The organism is Aureibacter tunicatorum (assembly GCF_036492635.1).
Lineage (GTDB): Bacteria > Bacteroidota > Bacteroidia > Cytophagales > Cyclobacteriaceae > Aureibacter > Aureibacter tunicatorum.
The window spans coordinates 17,850-36,578 of the sequence record NZ_AP025306.1 but is presented as its reverse complement, the minus strand read 5'-3'; the positions used below and the strand labels follow the sequence as shown (position 1 = coordinate 36,578).

The 18,729-nt window shown below is 37.3% G+C and carries 17 protein-coding genes; 7 read left to right on the top strand and 10 right to left on the bottom strand.

Annotated elements, in window-relative coordinates; genetic code table 11:
* Positions 1 to 97: 97 nt before the first annotated feature.
* From AABK36_RS20250 to AABK36_RS20230, 5 genes are all read right to left on the bottom strand, one after another.
* Positions 98 to 919, bottom strand: coding sequence for a maleylpyruvate isomerase N-terminal domain-containing protein (locus AABK36_RS20250; RefSeq protein WP_309940686.1), 822 nt, complete (start codon positions 917 to 919; stop codon positions 98 to 100).
* A 159-nt stretch (positions 920 to 1,078) separates the two neighbouring features.
* A complete protein-coding gene (locus tag AABK36_RS20245) occupies positions 1,079 to 1,435 on the bottom strand; it encodes a hypothetical protein (protein ID WP_309940688.1) in 357 nt (118 codons plus the stop codon).
* Positions 1,436 to 1,534: 99 nt separating this feature from the next.
* On the bottom strand, positions 1,535 to 2,380 hold the full coding sequence (locus AABK36_RS20240; RefSeq protein ID WP_309940690.1) for a helix-turn-helix domain-containing protein: 846 nt from the start codon (positions 2,378 to 2,380) through the stop codon (positions 1,535 to 1,537).
* 185 nt (positions 2,381 to 2,565) lie between these two features.
* Positions 2,566 to 3,123 carry a YbhB/YbcL family Raf kinase inhibitor-like protein gene (locus AABK36_RS20235; RefSeq protein ID WP_309940692.1) on the bottom strand — a complete coding sequence of 186 codons (558 nt, stop codon included), beginning with the start codon at positions 3,121 to 3,123 and terminating at the stop codon, positions 2,566 to 2,568.
* A 90-nt stretch (positions 3,124 to 3,213) separates the two neighbouring features.
* Positions 3,214 to 4,050, bottom strand: a complete 837-nt coding sequence (locus AABK36_RS20230; protein ID WP_309940694.1) for a helix-turn-helix domain-containing protein — start codon at positions 4,048 to 4,050, stop codon at positions 3,214 to 3,216.
* Positions 4,051 to 4,375: 325 nt separating this feature from the next.
* On the opposite strand from AABK36_RS20230, the gene AABK36_RS20225 reads away from it, so the two are divergent.
* Positions 4,376 to 4,852 (top strand): hypothetical protein, encoded by a 477-nt coding sequence (locus AABK36_RS20225; RefSeq protein ID WP_309940696.1) that lies wholly within the window; start codon positions 4,376 to 4,378, stop codon positions 4,850 to 4,852.
* Positions 4,853 to 5,059: 207 nt separating this feature from the next.
* Entirely contained in the window at positions 5,060 to 6,376 is a 1,317-nt protein-coding gene (locus AABK36_RS20220) for a hypothetical protein (protein WP_309940700.1), read from the top strand.
* A 74-nt stretch (positions 6,377 to 6,450) separates the two neighbouring features.
* On the opposite strand, the gene AABK36_RS20215 is transcribed toward AABK36_RS20220, so the two are convergent.
* Entirely contained in the window at positions 6,451 to 7,764 is a 1,314-nt protein-coding gene (locus AABK36_RS20215) for an anaerobic sulfatase maturase (RefSeq protein ID WP_309940703.1), read from the bottom strand.
* A gap of 170 nt (positions 7,765 to 7,934) precedes the next feature.
* Here AABK36_RS20215 and AABK36_RS20210 point away from each other — a divergent pair, with 170 nt between their 5' ends.
* Positions 7,935 to 8,912: a helix-turn-helix domain-containing protein gene (locus AABK36_RS20210; protein ID WP_309940706.1), complete on the top strand. Its 978-nt coding sequence runs from the start codon at positions 7,935 to 7,937 to the stop codon at positions 8,910 to 8,912.
* 237 nt (positions 8,913 to 9,149) lie between these two features.
* Entirely contained in the window at positions 9,150 to 10,301 is a 1,152-nt protein-coding gene (locus tag AABK36_RS20205) for a lipocalin-like domain-containing protein (protein ID WP_309940709.1), read from the top strand.
* Between the two features lie 159 nt (positions 10,302 to 10,460).
* Here AABK36_RS20205 and AABK36_RS20200 read toward each other — a convergent pair whose 3' ends face one another.
* The 4 genes from AABK36_RS20200 to AABK36_RS20185 all read right to left on the bottom strand — a co-directional run bounded on the left by AABK36_RS20200 (position 10,461) and on the right by AABK36_RS20185 (position 15,455).
* Positions 10,461 to 11,450, bottom strand: a complete 990-nt coding sequence (locus AABK36_RS20200) for a helix-turn-helix domain-containing protein (protein ID WP_309940710.1) — start codon at positions 11,448 to 11,450, stop codon at positions 10,461 to 10,463.
* 145 nt (positions 11,451 to 11,595) lie between these two features.
* Positions 11,596 to 13,995 carry an arylsulfatase gene (locus AABK36_RS20195; RefSeq protein WP_309940711.1) on the bottom strand — a complete coding sequence of 800 codons (2,400 nt, stop codon included), beginning with the start codon at positions 13,993 to 13,995 and terminating at the stop codon, positions 11,596 to 11,598.
* A gap of 174 nt (positions 13,996 to 14,169) precedes the next feature.
* Positions 14,170 to 14,355, bottom strand: coding sequence for a hypothetical protein (locus AABK36_RS20190; RefSeq protein WP_309940712.1), 186 nt, complete (start codon positions 14,353 to 14,355; stop codon positions 14,170 to 14,172).
* A 125-nt stretch (positions 14,356 to 14,480) separates the two neighbouring features.
* Entirely contained in the window at positions 14,481 to 15,455 is a 975-nt protein-coding gene (locus tag AABK36_RS20185) for a helix-turn-helix transcriptional regulator (protein ID WP_309940714.1), read from the bottom strand.
* Between the two features lie 341 nt (positions 15,456 to 15,796).
* Here AABK36_RS20185 and AABK36_RS20180 point away from each other — a divergent pair, with 341 nt between their 5' ends.
* The 3 genes from AABK36_RS20180 to AABK36_RS20170 all read left to right on the top strand — a co-directional run bounded on the left by AABK36_RS20180 (position 15,797) and on the right by AABK36_RS20170 (position 18,728).
* Entirely contained in the window at positions 15,797 to 16,741 is a 945-nt protein-coding gene (locus AABK36_RS20180; RefSeq protein WP_309940717.1) for a sulfatase-like hydrolase/transferase, read from the top strand.
* Complete coding sequence (locus AABK36_RS20175) at positions 16,696 to 17,214, top strand: sulfatase/phosphatase domain-containing protein (protein ID WP_309940720.1); 519 nt, start codon at positions 16,696 to 16,698, stop codon at positions 17,212 to 17,214. The genes AABK36_RS20180 and AABK36_RS20175 overlap by 46 nt, the downstream gene beginning before the upstream one ends.
* Positions 17,215 to 17,453: 239 nt before the next feature.
* Positions 17,454 to 18,728 (top strand): cytochrome b N-terminal domain-containing protein, encoded by a 1,275-nt coding sequence (locus AABK36_RS20170; RefSeq protein WP_309940722.1) that lies wholly within the window; start codon positions 17,454 to 17,456, stop codon positions 18,726 to 18,728.
* Position 18,729 lies beyond the last annotated feature (1 nt).

The following is an 18,729-nucleotide window of genomic DNA, read 5'->3' as shown; positions in this document are numbered from 1 at the left end:
AAATTAGAATATATAAATAACATATCAAAGAATTATTTAAATTTCTAACTCATGAATCGACGGAATACGTAAACGCTAGCTAAAGCTCAACCTTTCATTAGGCCATGAAGGAAACCATATCGACAGCGATTCTTCCCAATTCGATATCTCCTTTTATCTCTATTTTATCTTTCAAGTCAGCATACCTCAAGCTTTTTGAGAATAATTTCCATGATGCATAAGAATCAATAGTCACTTCAGTCTTAATCGATTGTACAGGAATGCTATCAATTAATTCCCATATCTCGCCATTGAACCGTACCAACCACTCTCCATTTACTTCTCCAACTATGCTCATTTTCAATACACTGCCTTTCACCACAGCGGCATTTCTCAATGCATGCGGCAAAGCGTACATGCATACTTCCAGAAATGGCAAAAAATATTCTTCCGACATTATTCCTTGCTTGCCCACAGCATCACGGATTTGTTGTTGGTGCAAAAACTTCTCGGTATAATCACGAGCGATATGCATCCAATTCTTGCTTTCATTTTCACCTGCCCAAGCAACTGGATAAAGAGCCTTTCCAAAAGGGTCAAGCGAAGCATAATAATCGCAATAAGGCTTTCCTGTATGCTCTAGCAAATCAAGCAACATTTCCGGGCTGACTCTCTTCATTGACTGCACCCATTCAGCGTTCAAATGATTCAAAAAATCAAGCAAATCCTGATAGGAATTAATCTCGGGAGATTCCAAATGATGATGATCTCGAAGTCCAGACAATATACGTATATTTCCATCCAACAAATGAGCTGCTACATCTTTTACGGCCCATAGCTTGGCTACTGTCGGCTTGTTCCATTCTTCTTGTTCCAAGCTCTGCAACAGTTCTATCAGTTTTGCATCCAACTCTGGAAATTTATGAACGATATCAATCATTTGAGATCTATTTTATTGATGAATAATGAATTTCTAAAAAATATATTTCGTATTCGACAATATAGAAAAAACAGAAACCAAAAATACGGTAACCTTCGAATTTAAGTTTCTGTTTAAATGCCCTTTAACTGACAACAAAACGATCATTTAAATCAAAATCTAAGCATTAAAATAAGCTAAAACTCTACGGTTAAATAAAGAAAGCGCCAAAGATATCAACGCCACAATGATTCCCAAATACGCTCCAGCGGGCAAAGCTATCAATATGTTGATCACAAACATTATCCGCGATCCCGTCAGCTTTCGGTTCTTTAAAAAATAGACCAGAAAAGCAAAGCTTAAGATATAAGCAACTCCCGTATAAACCATCCACATTGGGTCAAGATCGCCGACGGTAATATTCTTTGTCGTAAAGACATAATAAAAGACAAAGGGCAAAAACATCATTAGAGCATTAAGAATAAAAATAACTCTTAGAAAAACGGGCTTGTTGACTTGTTTGATTGAAGTTTGCATAATGTTATTCCTTTTAGTGATTGTTTATATCACAAAGGTGCTCAATCAAACCATTCCGCATACGGATTTAAAGTTCTATCATCCGTTAATTTAGCTCAATCAGTTCAACATCTGATTTCTATAGTCCGAAGGAGTAGAACCATACCTCTGCTTGAAGGATTTTGAAAAACTGTCAACGCTTGCAAATCCACAATCAAAGCATATATCCGAAACTCTGTCTTGAGATACTTGAAGCATCTGAGCCGCTTTCTCCAAGCGTTTGTTTTTGATATAAGAAGCCGGCGAATCGTCAAAAACGGCCTTGAACTTTCGTTTGAAACTAGACAAGCTCAAATTACATAAATGGGCCAACTCTTCTATCGACAAATCTTCATTGATATTTTTGCTGATGATCTTTTTAAAATCAAAATTGTTAGGATTGAACAAATCATGCATCATCTCTCGCACATTATTGCTGTTGATCTTATACAGCAAACTCAGCAACTCCTTTACTTTGAGCACAATCACTTCTTCATCCACTATCTCCGGATTATTGAAATACAATAGCAAACTCTCAATATAAGGTTTCAGCAATTGACTGCCATCGAGCATTAACACTGATGGGCCACTGTGTTTTCCTTTAGCGGTTAAAAACTCGGGCAAATCATCTCTGTATACATAGCGTATCAAATCAGGATACAAATGGATCGCAATCGCTTCGTTTTGCGCATCGTCTTTATTGATATGCCAATGGTTGAAATAATTGCCGCATTTCATCAGTGCCCCTTTCCCTGAATCCAAGCTATGCTTCTGATCAGTATCGTAAAGGCTAGAGCTTCCTTTGACTGAGTACAATAAACAAGCTTCGCTTTGCATATCTTCTTTCAATCTCAATGGCGGAGTGAAAACCACTCGTTCCAATACTACTTTTCCTAATAAATCGTAATGCTGATGCTTATGAATCATTGATGGCTATGCTTTGTAATCTAAAATATTTGAATCCACGGCAAATGAAATCTCAAAATTGAATTCATGCCATTGATTAATATTTTCCGGTTAAATAGAAAATCAATTTATGAAAAACTACGCAACAAGAAAAGCGCCTTTGAATGAAAGACGCTTTTCAAGGATTGCTTGTCAGGAGACTTCTGCTATTTTTTCTCCCTTTGATAATAAGCGACGATGCTAGCCTTTCCCAAAGTATTGCTCCATAAATAATAACCTACAGTAGCGGGATTAGCATTTTGATCCAATCCCAATTTATCCATTTTCAATGCGTAGATTGTGATGATATATTCATGCAATCCATCACCCTCAGGGGGACAAGGACCGCCATATCCTCTCATTCCATAATCAGTAATGCTTTGAATAGCTTGCTTCGGGGCTAAATCAAGTTTCACATTTCCAGCTCCTGAGACTAATTGATCCACATCCGCTGGTATATCAAAAACCAGCCAATGCCACCAACCGCTGCCCGTCGGCGCATCCGGATCATACATGGTGATAGCAAAGCTTTTAGTGCCTTCAGGCGCGTTTTCCCATGACAACTGTGGCGATTGGTTTTTTCCCGTGCATCCAAAACCATTGAACTCTTCCTCGACGGTGGCTTGACCACCCAAGTCATTGCTTTTCAATGTGAAAGTCTTCTGCGCAAACAAAGTATTTGACAGACAGATGAATGCGATTAAAATTATGTTGGCCTTTTTCATATATATTTGTTTTTAAATTACTTTGACAAATATATGAGCCAAAAAGCGGTCCTATGTATTTGAATTCGCTCAAAAAGTATTGGAAATAGTTCAACCTGTCTGATACTGTTTTGGAGTCAATCCATGCTTCAATTTGAAAGCCACGATGAAATTAGACAAGGTTTCATAACCAACTTCTTCATAAATCTCCGAGGGCCTTTTGCCATGAGTCAACAGATATGCCGCATGCTCCAATCGCTTATTCTGAAACCACTTGCTGGGCGAGATATGAAATTGCTTTTCAAACTCTCTTTTAAACGTTGAAACGCTCATATTGGCCAAGAAAGCCAATTCCTTGACAGTCAACCTATTCAATTTATTGCTTTCAATAGTTTGCCTGAACTTTTGATCATGATCAGGCTCGTCGCTAATCAAGGAATTTAAAAAATCAACACCCTTGAACTCTATCAAATACAACATGATCTCTTCAAATTTCGCCGATAGAATATTTCTTTGGGTCGATTTTGAAAATCTTGAAATATCTAAAATGCTTTCGACAAACCGCTCAATAAAAGCATCGTACTCGAAAGAGCGGGTGGAATTTGACGACGAAGAGGAGGAAGGTTTAAGATCGTATTTTTTGATAAAATCATTTATCGCCTCATTTGAAAAAAACAGCAATACGCTTCTGTAACTCTTTTGAGCATCAGAACATGTTTCCGTCATAAGACAATGACCCGATTTCATCAACAAAAATTTCGACTTGTCAATAGCGCATGTTGAATTGTCAAAAAACACTTCCTTGGTCCCTCTCTGTAAGAAACTAAAGGTATTTTTATTCAATATCACTTCTTGCTTGATGATTCCTTGATCAATTTCATAATCAATTACCTCAATCGGAAGTGCATTGTCAGAGTTCAATTCGTCTGGAACAGTAATAGTTGTCATAAGCCATCAACAATAATATTCGCTTAAATTAATCACTTATCGTTTACAAACTAATCCATTTCGACCTTTTTTAAAAAACGAACCTATCAAATCTAATTGAAGCTGATTCATTGATTTGCATTAAAAGAAAAGGAAAACATCTATACAAAACAACACAAACTACAAATACGTTCCATTCAAAAGAAGCCAGAACGGATTAAACATTCAGCCTGTTTTCCCATTCACCTTCAAGAAGTTTAATATTATATCCAGACTAATTGTACCGATAATCACTCAACCTTCATTCACTGAAGATAAATCAAAAACAGCTCTCGGCAACTCCCAATTGTCTTTATTTTTCACGCCCTCCAAACTAGGCAAATTCATCTGGGGAGCCGGACCTATCATACAGCTACCAACTTCAACTTCGGATCAAGTAGGCAGAAATCGCTTTGGAATAGGACCTTCCGTTGTAGGAGTTGTGATGACAGGACCTTGGGTTATTGGAGGACTCGTCAACAATGTTTGGACGATAAGCAAGCATGAAAACTTCAATAATCTGCTTATTCAGTACTTTGTTAACTACAACTTCTCCCATGGGATTTACATTAATTCAGCCCCCATCATTACTAATAATTGGAATGCGGAAAAATCACAAAGTTGGGTAGTTCCATTTGGACTAAATGTTGGAAAGGTTTTCTTTGTGGGTAAATTACCTCTAAACTTCTCAGCAGGATTTAATTACAATGTTGTCAAACCTGATGAACGAGGACCTTGGGAAACCAGATTCCAGCTACAATTCATTTTGCCAAGATTCTATTAAGAGTAGTGAATATGGCGAATGGATTTCTAAAACATAAAAATATACACGTAAAACCATTCGTCATTATTTTTTGACTTTTTCCTTTATTATTGAAAACTAGGCTCATCAGATTCTCACAGCAACGATAATCATTGTTTATCCGATTGTAAACAAGCCTCGCGTTTCAATAGTTTCACTTACTGAGCCCAACGCAAGTAGCTGAAGTAAATGTTAGAATTGTTGCATAAAAAGACATCCCAAAGAGTCAATGCCTCAAGTCAAAAAGGCATTTCAAAGCTACCTCCTACTCCCGCGCAATGTCTGATGTCTTCAAAAACATTGGAGCGAAAAGCCCGACAAAAAGCGACAAAGCCAATTGCTTCGCCACTTGTAGACTCATTATTGCCTGCCAACTCATCAAGTCCTGACAGATATTTCGATCCGCTTATATATTATTTGACAAGAGCCTTGCGCAACTATGAGCAAATAGTCGCCAAGGAAGACTTGGTCTTAAGGCAAGTCGACCCGAATGTGGAATTGAGAGTCTTGAGGCCTCAGCAAGCAGTCTTTATAACTCATCAAAAATTAGAGCTCTTGGATCAAATGGAGCATTTGGCTTATCGTTGGTTTTCAAGGCATCCGATCAAGGCTGAGGAAGGCCAAAACCCGATCCAAAGCTTGATTCGAACATTGCTTCGCGAGCTGTCCGATGAACATCGAGAAGTGGTCAAGGACATCGTGCTTTACCAAAGCAATCCATGGCTGTATGATGAGGAAAGCCTAAGCCTTGAGAAAAAGCAAGAAGCTAATTTGCTTTGGAAAATGCTTATTCAAGCGGGCCAAGGTATGAGAATGGCAATTCCCTTCCACCCCGATGACCACTATGTGTTTGGAGAAGTCAAAGATCTGCAAGCGGAACATTTGCACGCAATCTTCGCAAAACTCATATCAAGAAAATACGGCCGAAGACTGTTGAAAACCTTGGCTTGGCGCCCCAATAATCGAGCAATCGGACATCGCATGCTGGAAGATGATAGCCTGGCATCTATTGAGACGAGAAAGAAAAGAATCCGTCCAAATCGACATTTCAAGGAAGGTTACTTCCAAGCCGAAGTCGCATTCCCCAACAAACCTGATGATGGCATTACCATTCCCATGGATCCCCTATGGTCTCCCGGCTCAAAAACTATATTTGAAAAACATGAGCAATACACAGATCCAAGCGGAACCGAATGGATTGAATTAGGCGATGCAATTCCCCAAACAAGAAGTGAAGAACATTTGACGCTTCATCCACTTTTCATTCAATATGCTAATGCCTTGCACAAGGCTATCGACATTCATTCGGCATTTCCAAAACTCTCCAGTTCTACGGCCGATGATATGGATACAGCTTCTCTCGGAACCAGAGAAGACTTGCTTCATTTGGCTGACCAAGAGAACAAAATCAGAAGAGAACATTTTCTCCCTGAAAGAAGGAATACTGAAAAAGGAGATATTCCTCTTAAAGCGAATGCCAGAGGAGACTTTACGAGTCGTTTTTAGTAGAATTCAATTTATCAAAAGCTAAAAATGCTATTCAGTTCTTTTCTTAAAACTTTGAATAGCATTTCAATAACCTAAAGCTGAGATTGCTTGCTCCCCTTCGCTTTCTTATCTTTTTTATCCTTTATTCTTATTAATTCCATCACTTCATATGGAGCTCGATTCATCTCGATCAAAGCCCTCATTGTATTCATGTATGGAGTCACATGTTTATAATACCCAAAATAACCTTCGCAAAGATAGGCTTGATCTTCGCCCATTTCCGTTTTTCCAAATCGATGCTTAGGGCATTCGCCATAGCAGATTTTTAAAAATGGACACGCTTTGCATTTCTGGGAAAGCGTGTCAAATTTGTCTGTTCCAAACTTTTCCTGAACTGGAGAATTTGCAATAGCCAACAAGCTTTCATCTTTGATATTGCCTAATTTATACTCTGGATAAACATAATGGTCGCAAGTATAGACATCTCCATTATGCTCTATTGCTAAGCCATCTCCACAATATTTGGAATGCACACATGAAGGTGCTGTAAGACCGCACCAACTCTCCAAAGTATCATCAAACTCTTTGACAAATATCCTCCCCACATCGTTTCGAACCCATTCATCAAAAATTGTTGTCAAAAAACGCTTCCATTGTTGCGGACGAACGGTTTCTTCAGTCACTTCCGTTTTTCCTTTATAATCATGAGCCACTAACTTTAACTTCTCCTTTGGATTGGTCGCCCTGCGTTCTTGAATCGGCAAAAACTGCATCCACTGGCTTCCGATCTGCTTTAAGAAATTATACACTCGAAGCGGATGCTTTGCCGTCAAGCTACTAACCACAGTCAACGTATTGAATCTAACGTTATGCTTGCGAAGTATCTGAACAGACTTCATAACACGATCCCAAGTGCCCTTGCCTCCCTTGTTTACTCTGTAATTATCATGGATATCCTTTGGGCCATCGATAGAAATCCCCACCAAGAAATCATGCGTTGCCAAAAATTCAGCCCAGCGCTCATCTATGAACATCCCATTAGTCTGAAGCGTATTCTCAATATCTCTCCCATCAGTATATTTCTGTTGCAATTCGATGGCTTTTTCAAAATACTCGACACCCAAAAGAGTCGGCTCTCCTCCCTGCCAGGCAAATACTACTTTTGGGTTTTCTTTTGGCTGAGATTTGATATAATCCCTTACATATATTTCCAAAATATCCTCCGACATCTTGAATCGCGATGGAGTAGACTTTTTATCTTCGTAAATATTTTCCTTCTCTAAATAATAACAATATGCGCAAGCTAAATTGCATACCGGCCCTATCGGCTTGATCATCATATGGAAGTTCTTTCTTTGCTCTTTGATGTCTCCCTCGGCAGTTAGAAAATTAACAGTGTGGCTCATATTCAATTAGTTTTGTGATTATTCCTTACAAAAATAAATAGACTATTGTGGGTATCCTTAACCCATTCAGTCCATTCTAAATCCCAAAAAGATCAAAATAGCTAGCTAGTTATTAATTAAAACAAGTATATTGCTTTCTGAGTCTATCTTTGTAATACAATCCATTTATCATGAAATTTCTTGAGATTAATTATAAAGGAGGAGAGTCTGTTTACTTGATGAAATCCCTATATGATCAAGTTGGAGGGGAACTTTCTGAACATTCTTTTAAGTATAAACATCAAAACGAATTTATAAAATTAGACTCATATCAACTTAATTCAGGTTTTGAAATTATTCTGGCGGACTATTGCTATCCATCAGATATAAAATCATTGAGAACTCCTGATGATAACCCTGATTTATTTATAATAAACCTTTTTAAGGCTGGTGAAGCCGTTCTAAACTTCGATAATCAAGAACAACATCTTAAGGCTAACTCGACAAAAGGAGTCTTAATTTATAATGGTTTATTTCCTATGCGGACATTCATACCCGCCAATACTCATGTCCAAACTTTAGGGTTCTTTGTAAAGAAGTCGGCTTTTAAACAATTAATGAGAGAGGATCATAGCATTCTTCAGAAGTTATTCCCAACACAAGAAGGCATGGGCTATTGTACATTTTTCCCAAAAGAATTGAACAATCTGATAGATGAGATATTCAAGTTGAAAATACAATCTTCTGGAGCAACTCCGCTAATCATGGCTAAATCTCTTGAAATTTTTGCTTTATTATTTCAATCTATCATAAAAATGCTAGATAAAGATGATCTTAATGGATTGCCAATCATCGATTATCAACGAGTTTTAAAAATTGAGAGTGTACTTCTAAAAAATTTAGATCAAAAAATATCTTTGAATGAATTAGCTGATGAGTTTTGTATCAGTATCTCAAAATTAAAAAGAGACTTTAAAGCTTTATTCAATCAATCCGTATATCAGTACCATCTTCATGCAAAGATGGATGAGGCATACCGAAAATTAAAAACCGGAAAATACTCGATATTAGATATCAGTATTGAAGCAGGTTACGAGAGTCAATCCAAATTTTCTAAGATGTTCAAAAAAATAAAAGGAATCAATCCAAAAGAGGTTCTTCAAAAATAATCACTTCTAAAATCAATTATTTAATCCAAGAATTTCCCCTTCTTCACTCATTATTCAAATCTTCTTCTTTCGGGCTATTGGATGACTTTTTCGGAGCAATAAAATGGTTACGTCTATTTTACCTTTGTCATATCAAAATCAGAGAAATAGTTGACCTGATTGACATAGCCAGAAGTCAAGCTTCAGCTATAATGTACATCTAAAATAACAGATTATTTAACATTAACATTTTTAATTATGAAAGAAGCAGTTGAATCAATGAAAGAGAAGGAGTACACTTTCCAATCAAGAAAATTCTATGTTAATGAGCCTAACAAAGATAAAGGATCCATCTGGGAAAACTGGGCCCCACATGCTAGGATGTCTGCAAAATCCTTTGGATGGTGGTACATGACGGCTTATGTTCATGATGCAGAAGGAAATCCATATTTTCTATTTACTGGAAACTCTGATCATATGGGAGAGAATATGAAAGAGCGAATGATCGGGGAGAAAGTTAATGATGATAATCGAAGAATCATAGGACATACTAACACTATAGCTGACTATAATGCTGATAGAGTAATCAGAGTAATGCGATTACCTGACTTGCCTCTAGAGCAAATGTATGATCCTGAGAATAATAAACTTCATATTACAAACAACGAAGACGTTTCCTTGATCTGGGATTTCAAAGGAGATACGATGAATATGAAGTATGACTGTCCTGAATCTACTTGGGATTTTGTTATGACAAATGCAAGCGATGTGGTTTGGCATAAAGACAAGCATGGCCATGATGGACTAATCCAACAAGGGGCTGAAGATGATTGGAGTTTCTATTATTGTCTTCCAAACTGTCAATTATCAGGGACATTAACTATTAATAATGAAGATGGAACTAAAAAAAGCGTTCAGGTATCAGGCAGAGCTTGGGTAGACAGACAATGGGGAGATTTTGCTTCAGTGCATTGGGAGTGGGCTTCTTATCGTTTTAATAATGGAGCTGCAATGCACTTGTATAGTTTTGCCGGAGGTCACCAAGAAGGCTTATACCGTGATGCAGAAGGCAATGTACAGTATTTTGATAATGTAATCGTCAGGCAAAATGGATACGCGAAATCCGAAATTTGCAAAGCATGGACATCTTGGGGATGGACTTATGAGTTCCCGATTGAAATAGAAGGTTCAAAGCAATTTACTGTACGTCCTAAGTCCAATAAAGAATTTTTAGAATTTCCGAGTATGACATCAGAGTCTTTTGGCAAAACAATAAAAGGATTTGTTCTATTTGAAGGAGCTGGAGAACTTGTAAACGATACCACAGGTGAAGTTGTTGGTATATCCATCAACGAATCAGGTGATATCCGCGCAATGAAAAATGGACCTTACGATACTTACCAAAAGTAATAATTGGTAATTTGATTAACCGCCCAATTATAATTGAATAATTAATTTGTAATAAGAATCTATTCTCAGAATAGAAGAATACCCAACCAATCGTAAAGTGTCTAATTCAAATAGAGTTTGTCATTAATTTAACAAACTCTATTCTTATATAAAAAAATCTTAATTTAAGCACTCTTTGATAACATCTCTCGGGCATAAGCCTTTATGTTTTTTAAACATCTTGGTGAACTTGGAATGATTTTCATATCCAAGATTAAAACATATTTCTTGAACTGAATACTTACCGGATTTTAACAAACTATATGCCTCATTCATCTTAGCGTCTGTATAAAATTGGTAAATTGTTTTGTTGAATAATTTCTTAAAGTCCCTGCTTAATTTTGATGTGCTAATTCCAACTTCTAATGCTAAATCGTTTATGGTCATCCTTTTTTCGAAGCTAGATAATAATAATTCCTTTGCCTTTTGCATTCGCTTATAATCCTCAATATGCAGACCTCGCAATTCATCCTTTTCTTTCAGTTTACTGACAGTGTTTATCAATAAAGATAATATTTCTAATGATCGAGCTAATACCAACGAAGTATGAGCTGGACTTGAACTATCATTGTTAAAAACCTCTGATAAGACCTGATTAATCTCTTGCGAAAAATAGGAGTAATACACATAGGGAATCTTTTCAGGAAATAATTGTCTATAAATGTCATGAGCATTAGGAGCAAGAGAAAGAAACGTTTTCAAAGTCAACTTCAACGTAAGACTTTGACATCTGGATTTGCTAGTTGTCTGAATGTGGATTGGCTCCAATACATTCATGATAAAAAGATTTGCTTCTGTTGCTTCTTTAATATTACTATTGCCGCTAGACAAGGAGGTTATTTCACCTTTATTAATTAATGTTATGACAATTAATTCGGCATCAAATGCTTGATCAAAATCTAAACTCAACTCTCTATCTATAAAAGTATCAGAAAGAAGAATCTCGAATTTACTTTTTTGACTATGAACATAGAGTTTAATCTTAGTATTTCCCTTACTAAAAGTATATGTATTAGCTTTTATCTCGCCTCCGAATGTTCGAAGTAAAACTTGATTGTAATCACTAAAGTCCTTTTCTTTAAAGTCGATTTTTAAGGGTTCACTTTTCATTCAATATATCATTTATCAAATCTAAAAACCTTTTTATTACAGTTTGATGGAATAAAAACAGCCACCCCCTTTTTTCAAGAGGATGGCAAAATCATTAGTGCATCTTAAATACAATACTCCATAAACCTTTTTATTTTTAAAGAATTTATTTCCCTATATCAAAAACAACTTTTTTTAACTGACCTCTAGTAAATTTAAATTTACCACGATTTTCATAATGATGTGAAACGGGCATTCCTTCATCACGACCAATATCGAATGTTTCATGTCCTCCATACATTAAGCTAACAGTATGCTCGATTTCAACCGTCTCAACCAGCTTGTCATTAATAAACAAATCTACCTGTGATGCTCCTGTAATTTTGCGTTCTTTTACTGTATGCCTAAGTGTTACTTTGATATCACCATGAGGGATATTAGTTCCTTTCGATTCATAGGTAAAATAACCTAGAGTTTGATAAGTAAACATCAATTTTCCATCTAAAATATATAGAGATTGGCCTCCCATATGTTCTCCCAAAGCATAAATTACTCCTTCTGTATTTTCATCAGCTGATATATAAGCATTCACTTCATAATCATTAGTCTTTAGTTCAGGGCCTGCCATTTCAGGAACACGATAAGTATTAGTAGTGAATTCCCAATGAGATTTTGCTCCTTTAGCCTCACTTGATTCTGGTTGAAGCAATGTTCCCAAACCACCACCTACTGGAAATACATTATATTTTTCTGCCTCTTCCCAGAAAAGTTCTTCAAGCTCTTTTACTTTTTCAGGATGTTTGTCTGCTATGTTTTTGGATTGTATGGGGTCCTCATCAATGCTATATAACTCCCATTCTGTAGAAAGTGGATCCATATTAGCTAAGGCTTGTGCATCAAACAGCCAAGGAACTCGATAAGGACTAGCTGCTAAACTCCACCCTTCATGATAGATGCCAATGAATCCCACTGTTTCAAAATATTGGGTTTTATGATTGGTTTTTGCATCTGCATCGTTCCATGCATAACGCATTGATACGCCAGGATATTCTACGCGCTTCTGTCCATTAACATAATCAGGAATTGGAACTCCAGTTACATCCAAAATAGTCGGGACAATATCCGTTACATTTTGAAATTGTCTTCTCCACTCACCTTTAGCTTTTATTTCCTTCGGATAACGAACCGCTGTAGAAGTCATCACTCCTCCAAAATGTGAAGCCATTTGCTTCGTCCACTGAAAAGGTGTAGATGAAGCATATGCCCAACCAACAGCATAGTGATTCGCCATATTTGGACCTCCCCATTCATCCAAACCACCCAGTTTTTCTAGAATGTCTAACTGCTCTTCCATAGAAAATTCAGGAAAACCATTTACAGTCAACAACTCTGAACATGATCCTGTTGGCGTCCCTTCAGAACTGCAACCATTATCAGCGGTTAAATACATAATAAAGGTATTATCCAGCTCTCCCATTTCCTCAAGATGAGTAATCACTCGTCCAATGTGAAAGTCTGTATATTCCAGAAAAGCGGCATTTACCTCCATCTGTCTACGAAGATACTTTTTTCCTTCTTCACTAAATGAGTTCCATTCAGGAATAGATGAAGGCCAGTCCACCAGCTCAGCATCTTTAGGCACAAGTCCAATTTCTTTTTGCTTATCAAATTGCTCTAACCTAAGAGCCTCATATCCTTCATCATAGCGTCCCTTATATTTATCTCTCCAGTCTTCCGGAACATGTATGGGTGCATGAACTGCTCCAGGAGCATAATATATGAAAAAAGGATCATCTCGAAGCCCTTTCCAATTATCCAACCACTTAATAGTCTGATCAGCCATGTCCGCTGACAAATGATAAGTAGTCCCGTCAGCATTTTCATTAGGAGTATCAATAGGCGTTGTCCCTTGGTATAGCAATGGATAAAATTGATTTGTCTCTCCTCCCATGAATCCATAAAAGAAATCAAACCCCCATATACCAGTAGGCCACCCCTCAAAAGGCCCTGCAGGAGAAGCCTCTTCTAATTTTGTATTATGCCATTTACCAAAAGCGGCGGTTGCATAACCATTGTCTTTCAGTATTTTAGCTACAGATGGAGTTGTATAATCAATTTGAGAATTATATCCAGGATACCCTGTAGCGGCTTCATTGATTACTCCTGTGCCAATTTGATGCATATTATATCCAGTAAGCAATGAACCTCTAGTAGGAGAGCTTATTGCATTGACAGACATATGTGTGTAACGGATGCCTTCATCACCTATCCGATCAAAAGTCTCTGTATTCATTGAGCCTCCAAAAGATGAAGCACTTGAGTAACCTGTATCATCCAGCATAATCAACAAAACGTTGGGAGCTCCTTCAGGTGCTTTTTTTGGTCGAATAAAATCAGGTTTAGAATCTTTTAGAGTCTTACCTTGAACCCCTTGCCAGCTCTCTAATGGATAGGGGATTGCGTTAATTGCATTGTTAGGAAAAGCTCTTGACTGTTCTTGCGAAAAGCCTGTCACACTTGATACTAGAGTCCCTAAACAAGGGAGAATAAATCGATAGTTCAGCATATTTTTCAGATAATAATTAAACCATAAACTTAGACTATATGCCTATATGGTATATTTTATACCTGCCACAAATGTAAACCAACGAAGCTTTTCATTTTATCCCTAAAGGGTCATTGCTTGGCCCTAAAAGATCATTGTTCTTCAATATTAGATTATGAAAAGTACTTATCGATTCTAAAGTTGAGGTTGCTTGCTCCTCTTCGCTTTCTTATCTTTTTTATCCTTTATTCTTATTAATTCCATCACTTCATATGGAGCTCGCCCCATCTCGATCAAAGCTCTCATTATATTCATGTATGGATTCACATGCTTATAATACCCAAAATAACCTTCGCAAAGATAGGCTTGATCTTCGCCCATTTCCGTTTTTCCAAATCGATGCTTAGGGTATTCGCCATAGCAGATTTTTAAAAACGCAACAAATCCTCATAAAATGAGTCATAGAAGCCAAACTCAGTTGATTCAAAAAACTCATTAAAGCCCATCTATTTCATAGCCCTCAACTCATTCGGACTATATCCAAACTGTTGTTTAAATGTTCTGCTTAAGTGAGAAGCGCTATGAAAGCCAAGTTCTTCGCTAATTTCCAAAATGCTCTTTGTTGTGTATTTAAACAAACGATTGGCTTCTTCTAATCGATGTTGATTGTAGAACTTGATGATAGGCATTCCAAATACAGCCTTGAATGAACGTTGCAATTTTGAGTCCGTGATATTGTATTGCTCGCTTATTGCTCCAATATTAGGCAACACAGAAAAATCTGACAAAAGCTGTTCTTTTATCTTATGCATCAATGAGAAATCATCTGGATGAATGGTTTTGCTCACAGGCTGGCTGGAATCATCTTCGATCAGAAGAATAAGCCGAGCAATGATCTCATAAGCGCGCGAATAAAATATGGATTTGTTAAGTCTGATATCCTCCATTGACATGAATGCGCTTCGTACAAGTGATTCAATCTCAGGTGAAAGCCGATGGTAAAAGAACCAATCTTTTTCCTCCTTTAGCCTTCTAAAAAATTTATCCCCCTGTATATCTGATGTTTTCCAGTCATCAATAAGTCGCAAGGGCACTCGTATAGACATCCATCGAATGGTCTTATTGCCTGGGAAAGTCAAATTATAGGGACGATTTGCATCATAAATGGATATTCCCTCAGCATTTCCCATATCAGACGAGTGACCTAACATATTCCCATGAAACCCAATACGAATTGCGACAATACGTTCTTCATTCTTAGGAATATTGATGATTTCGACAGGAAGTTTAACATTGTAGTCAGCCATCACTATAACAACACCATTAAGATAAGTATACGCGCAGAAGTTGCCACGACCAAGATCGTTGTCAAATTTATAATGAGACCCATCCCAAGTCCCTCCATGTTTTTGACTAAAATCCTGATAAAAAAGGTGCGGTCTTTCCTCTTCCGTTCTTATAACTATTGTTGATTTGCTCATTATAGATTCGCTTCCTAATACTTTATTCTACTATTGTAATAGCTTAATGTTATTTATTTGAATACTGTTGACAATAATTTGAATTAACAATTCCGCATACATTAACGAATTTTGTTCATATCATTTAATTGAGGGCAAAGATATGATTATTATGAATGATTTTGCGAAAGAAAAATTAAGAAAAGATACTTCTATTAGTATTTTAAAAATGACTTCGCTCATCACTTCTAATCGAATAGTATATCTCTGAACTCTTTTAATTATTTGACAATGCAATATCGCGATCACAAACAGGAGTGCACGCTGTTTACGCCGACATTTTTAATATGAAACTTAATTTTATGAGTATGAAAAGTGTGATGAAACCATTTATCTTATCATTACTAATGTGCTGGACAGCCACCATTAGTTTTGCTCAAGATAAGCCGAATATCGTAATTATGATGACGGACAATCAAGGCTATGGTGACATGGGATGCTATGGAGGATTGCGCGCTCCAACTCCGCATATGGATAAATTAGCTTCTGAAGGAATTCAATTCATGGATTTTCAAGTTGATGTAAGTTGTACTTCATCTAGAGCATCATTCATGACAGGACGTATGCCAATCCGCTCAGGTACTTCAGGCTATGCTATACCAGGAGAGCCTGGAGGACTTCACCCAATGGAGGTTACTATTGCTGAGATCTTGAAATCTGAAGGATACGCAACAGCCAATTACGGAAAATGGCACCTTGGAGATATTGAAGAAAGATTGCCTCATCATCAAGGATTTGATGAATGGTATGGTGTTTCAAACTCAAGTTTCCCAACAGACAAAACATTCCCTGGTTACCAAGAGGATATGCTTCCTCCGCAAGCAATTCTTTCCGCAAAAGCGGGAGAAAAGGCTAAAGTTGTTGCTGACATGACGCTTGAAAAGAGAGGTCTAATTGATAGCGAACTTACAGAAAAAAGTGTCAAATACATTAAGAAGCATGCGAAGAAAAAAGAACCATTTTTCCTTCTAACAACATTCATCAACCCTCACCACCCTGTTGTTCCTCACCCAGATTTCGTGGGTAAATCAAAAGGTGGAGCTTATACAGATGTTCTAATGGAAATTGATCACAACGTAAGCCAAATTGTTGGAGCGATTGATGATGCTGGTATCCGTGAGAATACAATCATTATCTTCTTCTCAGATAACGGTCCTACACGTTATTCGCCAGAGGCTGATCACAATGGAGATCCTGGCCCATGGGCTGGAGAGCTAGGTTCTGGGAAGGTGGATGTCGTACGGTAGGTATGATGTCTTGGCAGAACAAAATCCGTTCAAACTGGAAATCAGATGAAATGTTCCACGCAATGGATATCATGCCAACAATTGCAAACATTGTAGGCGCTAAAATGCCTGATGATAGACCAATTGATGGTTTTGATCAAACAGATTTCCTACTTGGAAAGCAAGAGCACTCTAACCGCGATCACCGTCTGGTATACTATTATGGTGAATTGACAGCAGTTCGTTGGGAGCAGTACAAAGCTCACTTTGTGAAATTCAACAAATTTAGAAGTTGTATCGCACCTCCTATCAAGCTAGGTCAGCTTCCTGAATTTTATAACCTGAGCACAGATCCTAAAGAGATGTTCAACCTTTATGGCCGAAGTGGTGGTATTCCACTGTTCTTCAAGTTCCAAAAAGCGATGACTCCTTATTTTGAGAGTATGAAAGAATATCCAAATATGGATTACTCAAAAATGAAAAGAGACAAATAAACTGATATTATCAAAGTGGGATGGCCCTTAGATTTGATTGAAAACTCAGGGTAAAAAAATATCTCCCAATTTTTTATAAGCAACTAAAAATACTTGTAAGTCTGATGTGAAACAAGGGATAGCCCTACCGTTTTGTAAAAAATGGTGGGCTATCATTCATTTGACTATAACTCTGCATCTGTTAGTATAATCAATGATCAAACCTACTTAATCAATATACCTACAAAACAGACTTCAATATGAACACAGCCGGACATTCAAAAGCATTTACCAAACTACTCTTGCATTTACATCCTAAACGAGTAAATGCTCAATCCATCAAATTTACCCGAACATTCGGCCTAGGAGGCATATCCTCATTATTTTTTGTTATTCTTTTTGCCTCAGGCATGCTTTTACGCTTTGCCTATGTTCCTTCTGTCAAGGGGGCTTACGACTCTATTGTCGAACTTCAAAATGAAATTCTTTTTGGGCAATTGTTAAGAAACATCCACTACTGGAGTGGCATGGGATTAGTGCTCGTATCCTTTCTTCATCTGATTCGTGTATTCTATTCGCAATCTATCTACCATGATCGCCGTAAAAATTGGTTCTATGGATTGCTTCTTTTCTTTTTGGTTGTGTTTTCAAATTTCACAGGTTATTTATTGCCTTGGGATCAGCTGTCATATTGGGCGGTAACGATCATGGCCAATATGTTAACTGTTATCCCATTTGTCGGGGATTTTCTCGCTGATATGATCAGAGGAAGCAATGAGGTATCCGAAACGACCTTGCTCCGTTTTTATCATTTTCATACCGGATTACTCCCTTTGTTAATGGTTGCTTTCATGTCTGTGCATTTCTGGTTGATCCGAAAATCTAAAGGAGTTACCGTTGCCAACATGGAAAATCGGGAGACCGTGCCTACTTCCCCGCATCTATTGTATAAAGAAATGTTTGTCGCTTTAATAGTTATCATCTCCCTGCTAGTGCTCTCCACATTAGTCAATGCCCCTTTGCAAGAAAAGGCAAACCCTTTAATTAGTCCCAACCCTAGCAAGGCTCCATGGTACTTTATGGGCGTTCAAGAATTACTGCTTCACCTTCATCCTATATTTGCAATATGTGTCATTCCATCGGCAGTCATCTTCTTTCTGATTTATACGCCATATATGAAATTCAGTGATTTGAATGTAGGAGTTTGGTTCAATTCAGAAAAAGGAAAAAAGCTTACGATCTTCTCAATTATTTTCGGAATTCTATTTACCCTATCAATTACTTTATTCAGTGAATATTGGTGGAATGGAACTCAACTCATGCCAAATGTTCCTTCATTGATAAGCACTGGACTGTTGCTGGCATTATTCTATATGATTCCTGCTTCTGTATTTCTCTATTTTCTCAAAATAAAATATCAGGCTTCAAAAATTGATTTGGTAATGGCCTGCTTCACAATCATTATGATGGCTTATCTAGTGATGACCATTGTGGGAACCTTCTTCAGAGGAGAAGGAATGAGTTTGTTTGTTTAAG

Coding starts and splice junctions, on each gene's coding strand:
- AABK36_RS20250 (WP_309940686.1), bottom strand. CDS start 919: ATGATTGATATCGTTCATAAATTTCCAGAGTTGGATGCAAAACTGATA.
- AABK36_RS20245 (WP_309940688.1), bottom strand. CDS start 1,435: ATGCAAACTTCAATCAAACAAGTCAACAAGCCCGTTTTTCTAAGAGTT.
- AABK36_RS20240 (WP_309940690.1), bottom strand. CDS start 2,380: ATGATTCATAAGCATCAGCATTACGATTTATTAGGAAAAGTAGTATTG.
- AABK36_RS20235 (WP_309940692.1), bottom strand. CDS start 3,123: ATGAAAAAGGCCAACATAATTTTAATCGCATTCATCTGTCTGTCAAAT.
- AABK36_RS20230 (WP_309940694.1), bottom strand. CDS start 4,050: ATGACAACTATTACTGTTCCAGACGAATTGAACTCTGACAATGCACTT.
- AABK36_RS20220 (WP_309940700.1), top strand. CDS start 5,060: ATGTTAGAATTGTTGCATAAAAAGACATCCCAAAGAGTCAATGCCTCA.
- AABK36_RS20215 (WP_309940703.1), bottom strand. CDS start 7,764: ATGAGCCACACTGTTAATTTTCTAACTGCCGAGGGAGACATCAAAGAG.
- AABK36_RS20210 (WP_309940706.1), top strand. CDS start 7,935: ATGAAATTTCTTGAGATTAATTATAAAGGAGGAGAGTCTGTTTACTTG.
- AABK36_RS20205 (WP_309940709.1), top strand. CDS start 9,150: ATGAAAGAAGCAGTTGAATCAATGAAAGAGAAGGAGTACACTTTCCAA.
- AABK36_RS20200 (WP_309940710.1), bottom strand. CDS start 11,450: ATGAAAAGTGAACCCTTAAAAATCGACTTTAAAGAAAAGGACTTTAGT.
- AABK36_RS20195 (WP_309940711.1), bottom strand. CDS start 13,995: ATGCTGAACTATCGATTTATTCTCCCTTGTTTAGGGACTCTAGTATCA.
- AABK36_RS20190 (WP_309940712.1), bottom strand. CDS start 14,355: ATGGGCGAAGATCAAGCCTATCTTTGCGAAGGTTATTTTGGGTATTAT.
- AABK36_RS20185 (WP_309940714.1), bottom strand. CDS start 15,455: ATGAGCAAATCAACAATAGTTATAAGAACGGAAGAGGAAAGACCGCAC.
- AABK36_RS20180 (WP_309940717.1), top strand. CDS start 15,797: ATGAGTATGAAAAGTGTGATGAAACCATTTATCTTATCATTACTAATG.
- AABK36_RS20175 (WP_309940720.1), top strand. CDS start 16,696: ATGGGCTGGAGAGCTAGGTTCTGGGAAGGTGGATGTCGTACGGTAGGT.
- AABK36_RS20170 (WP_309940722.1), top strand. CDS start 17,454: ATGAACACAGCCGGACATTCAAAAGCATTTACCAAACTACTCTTGCAT.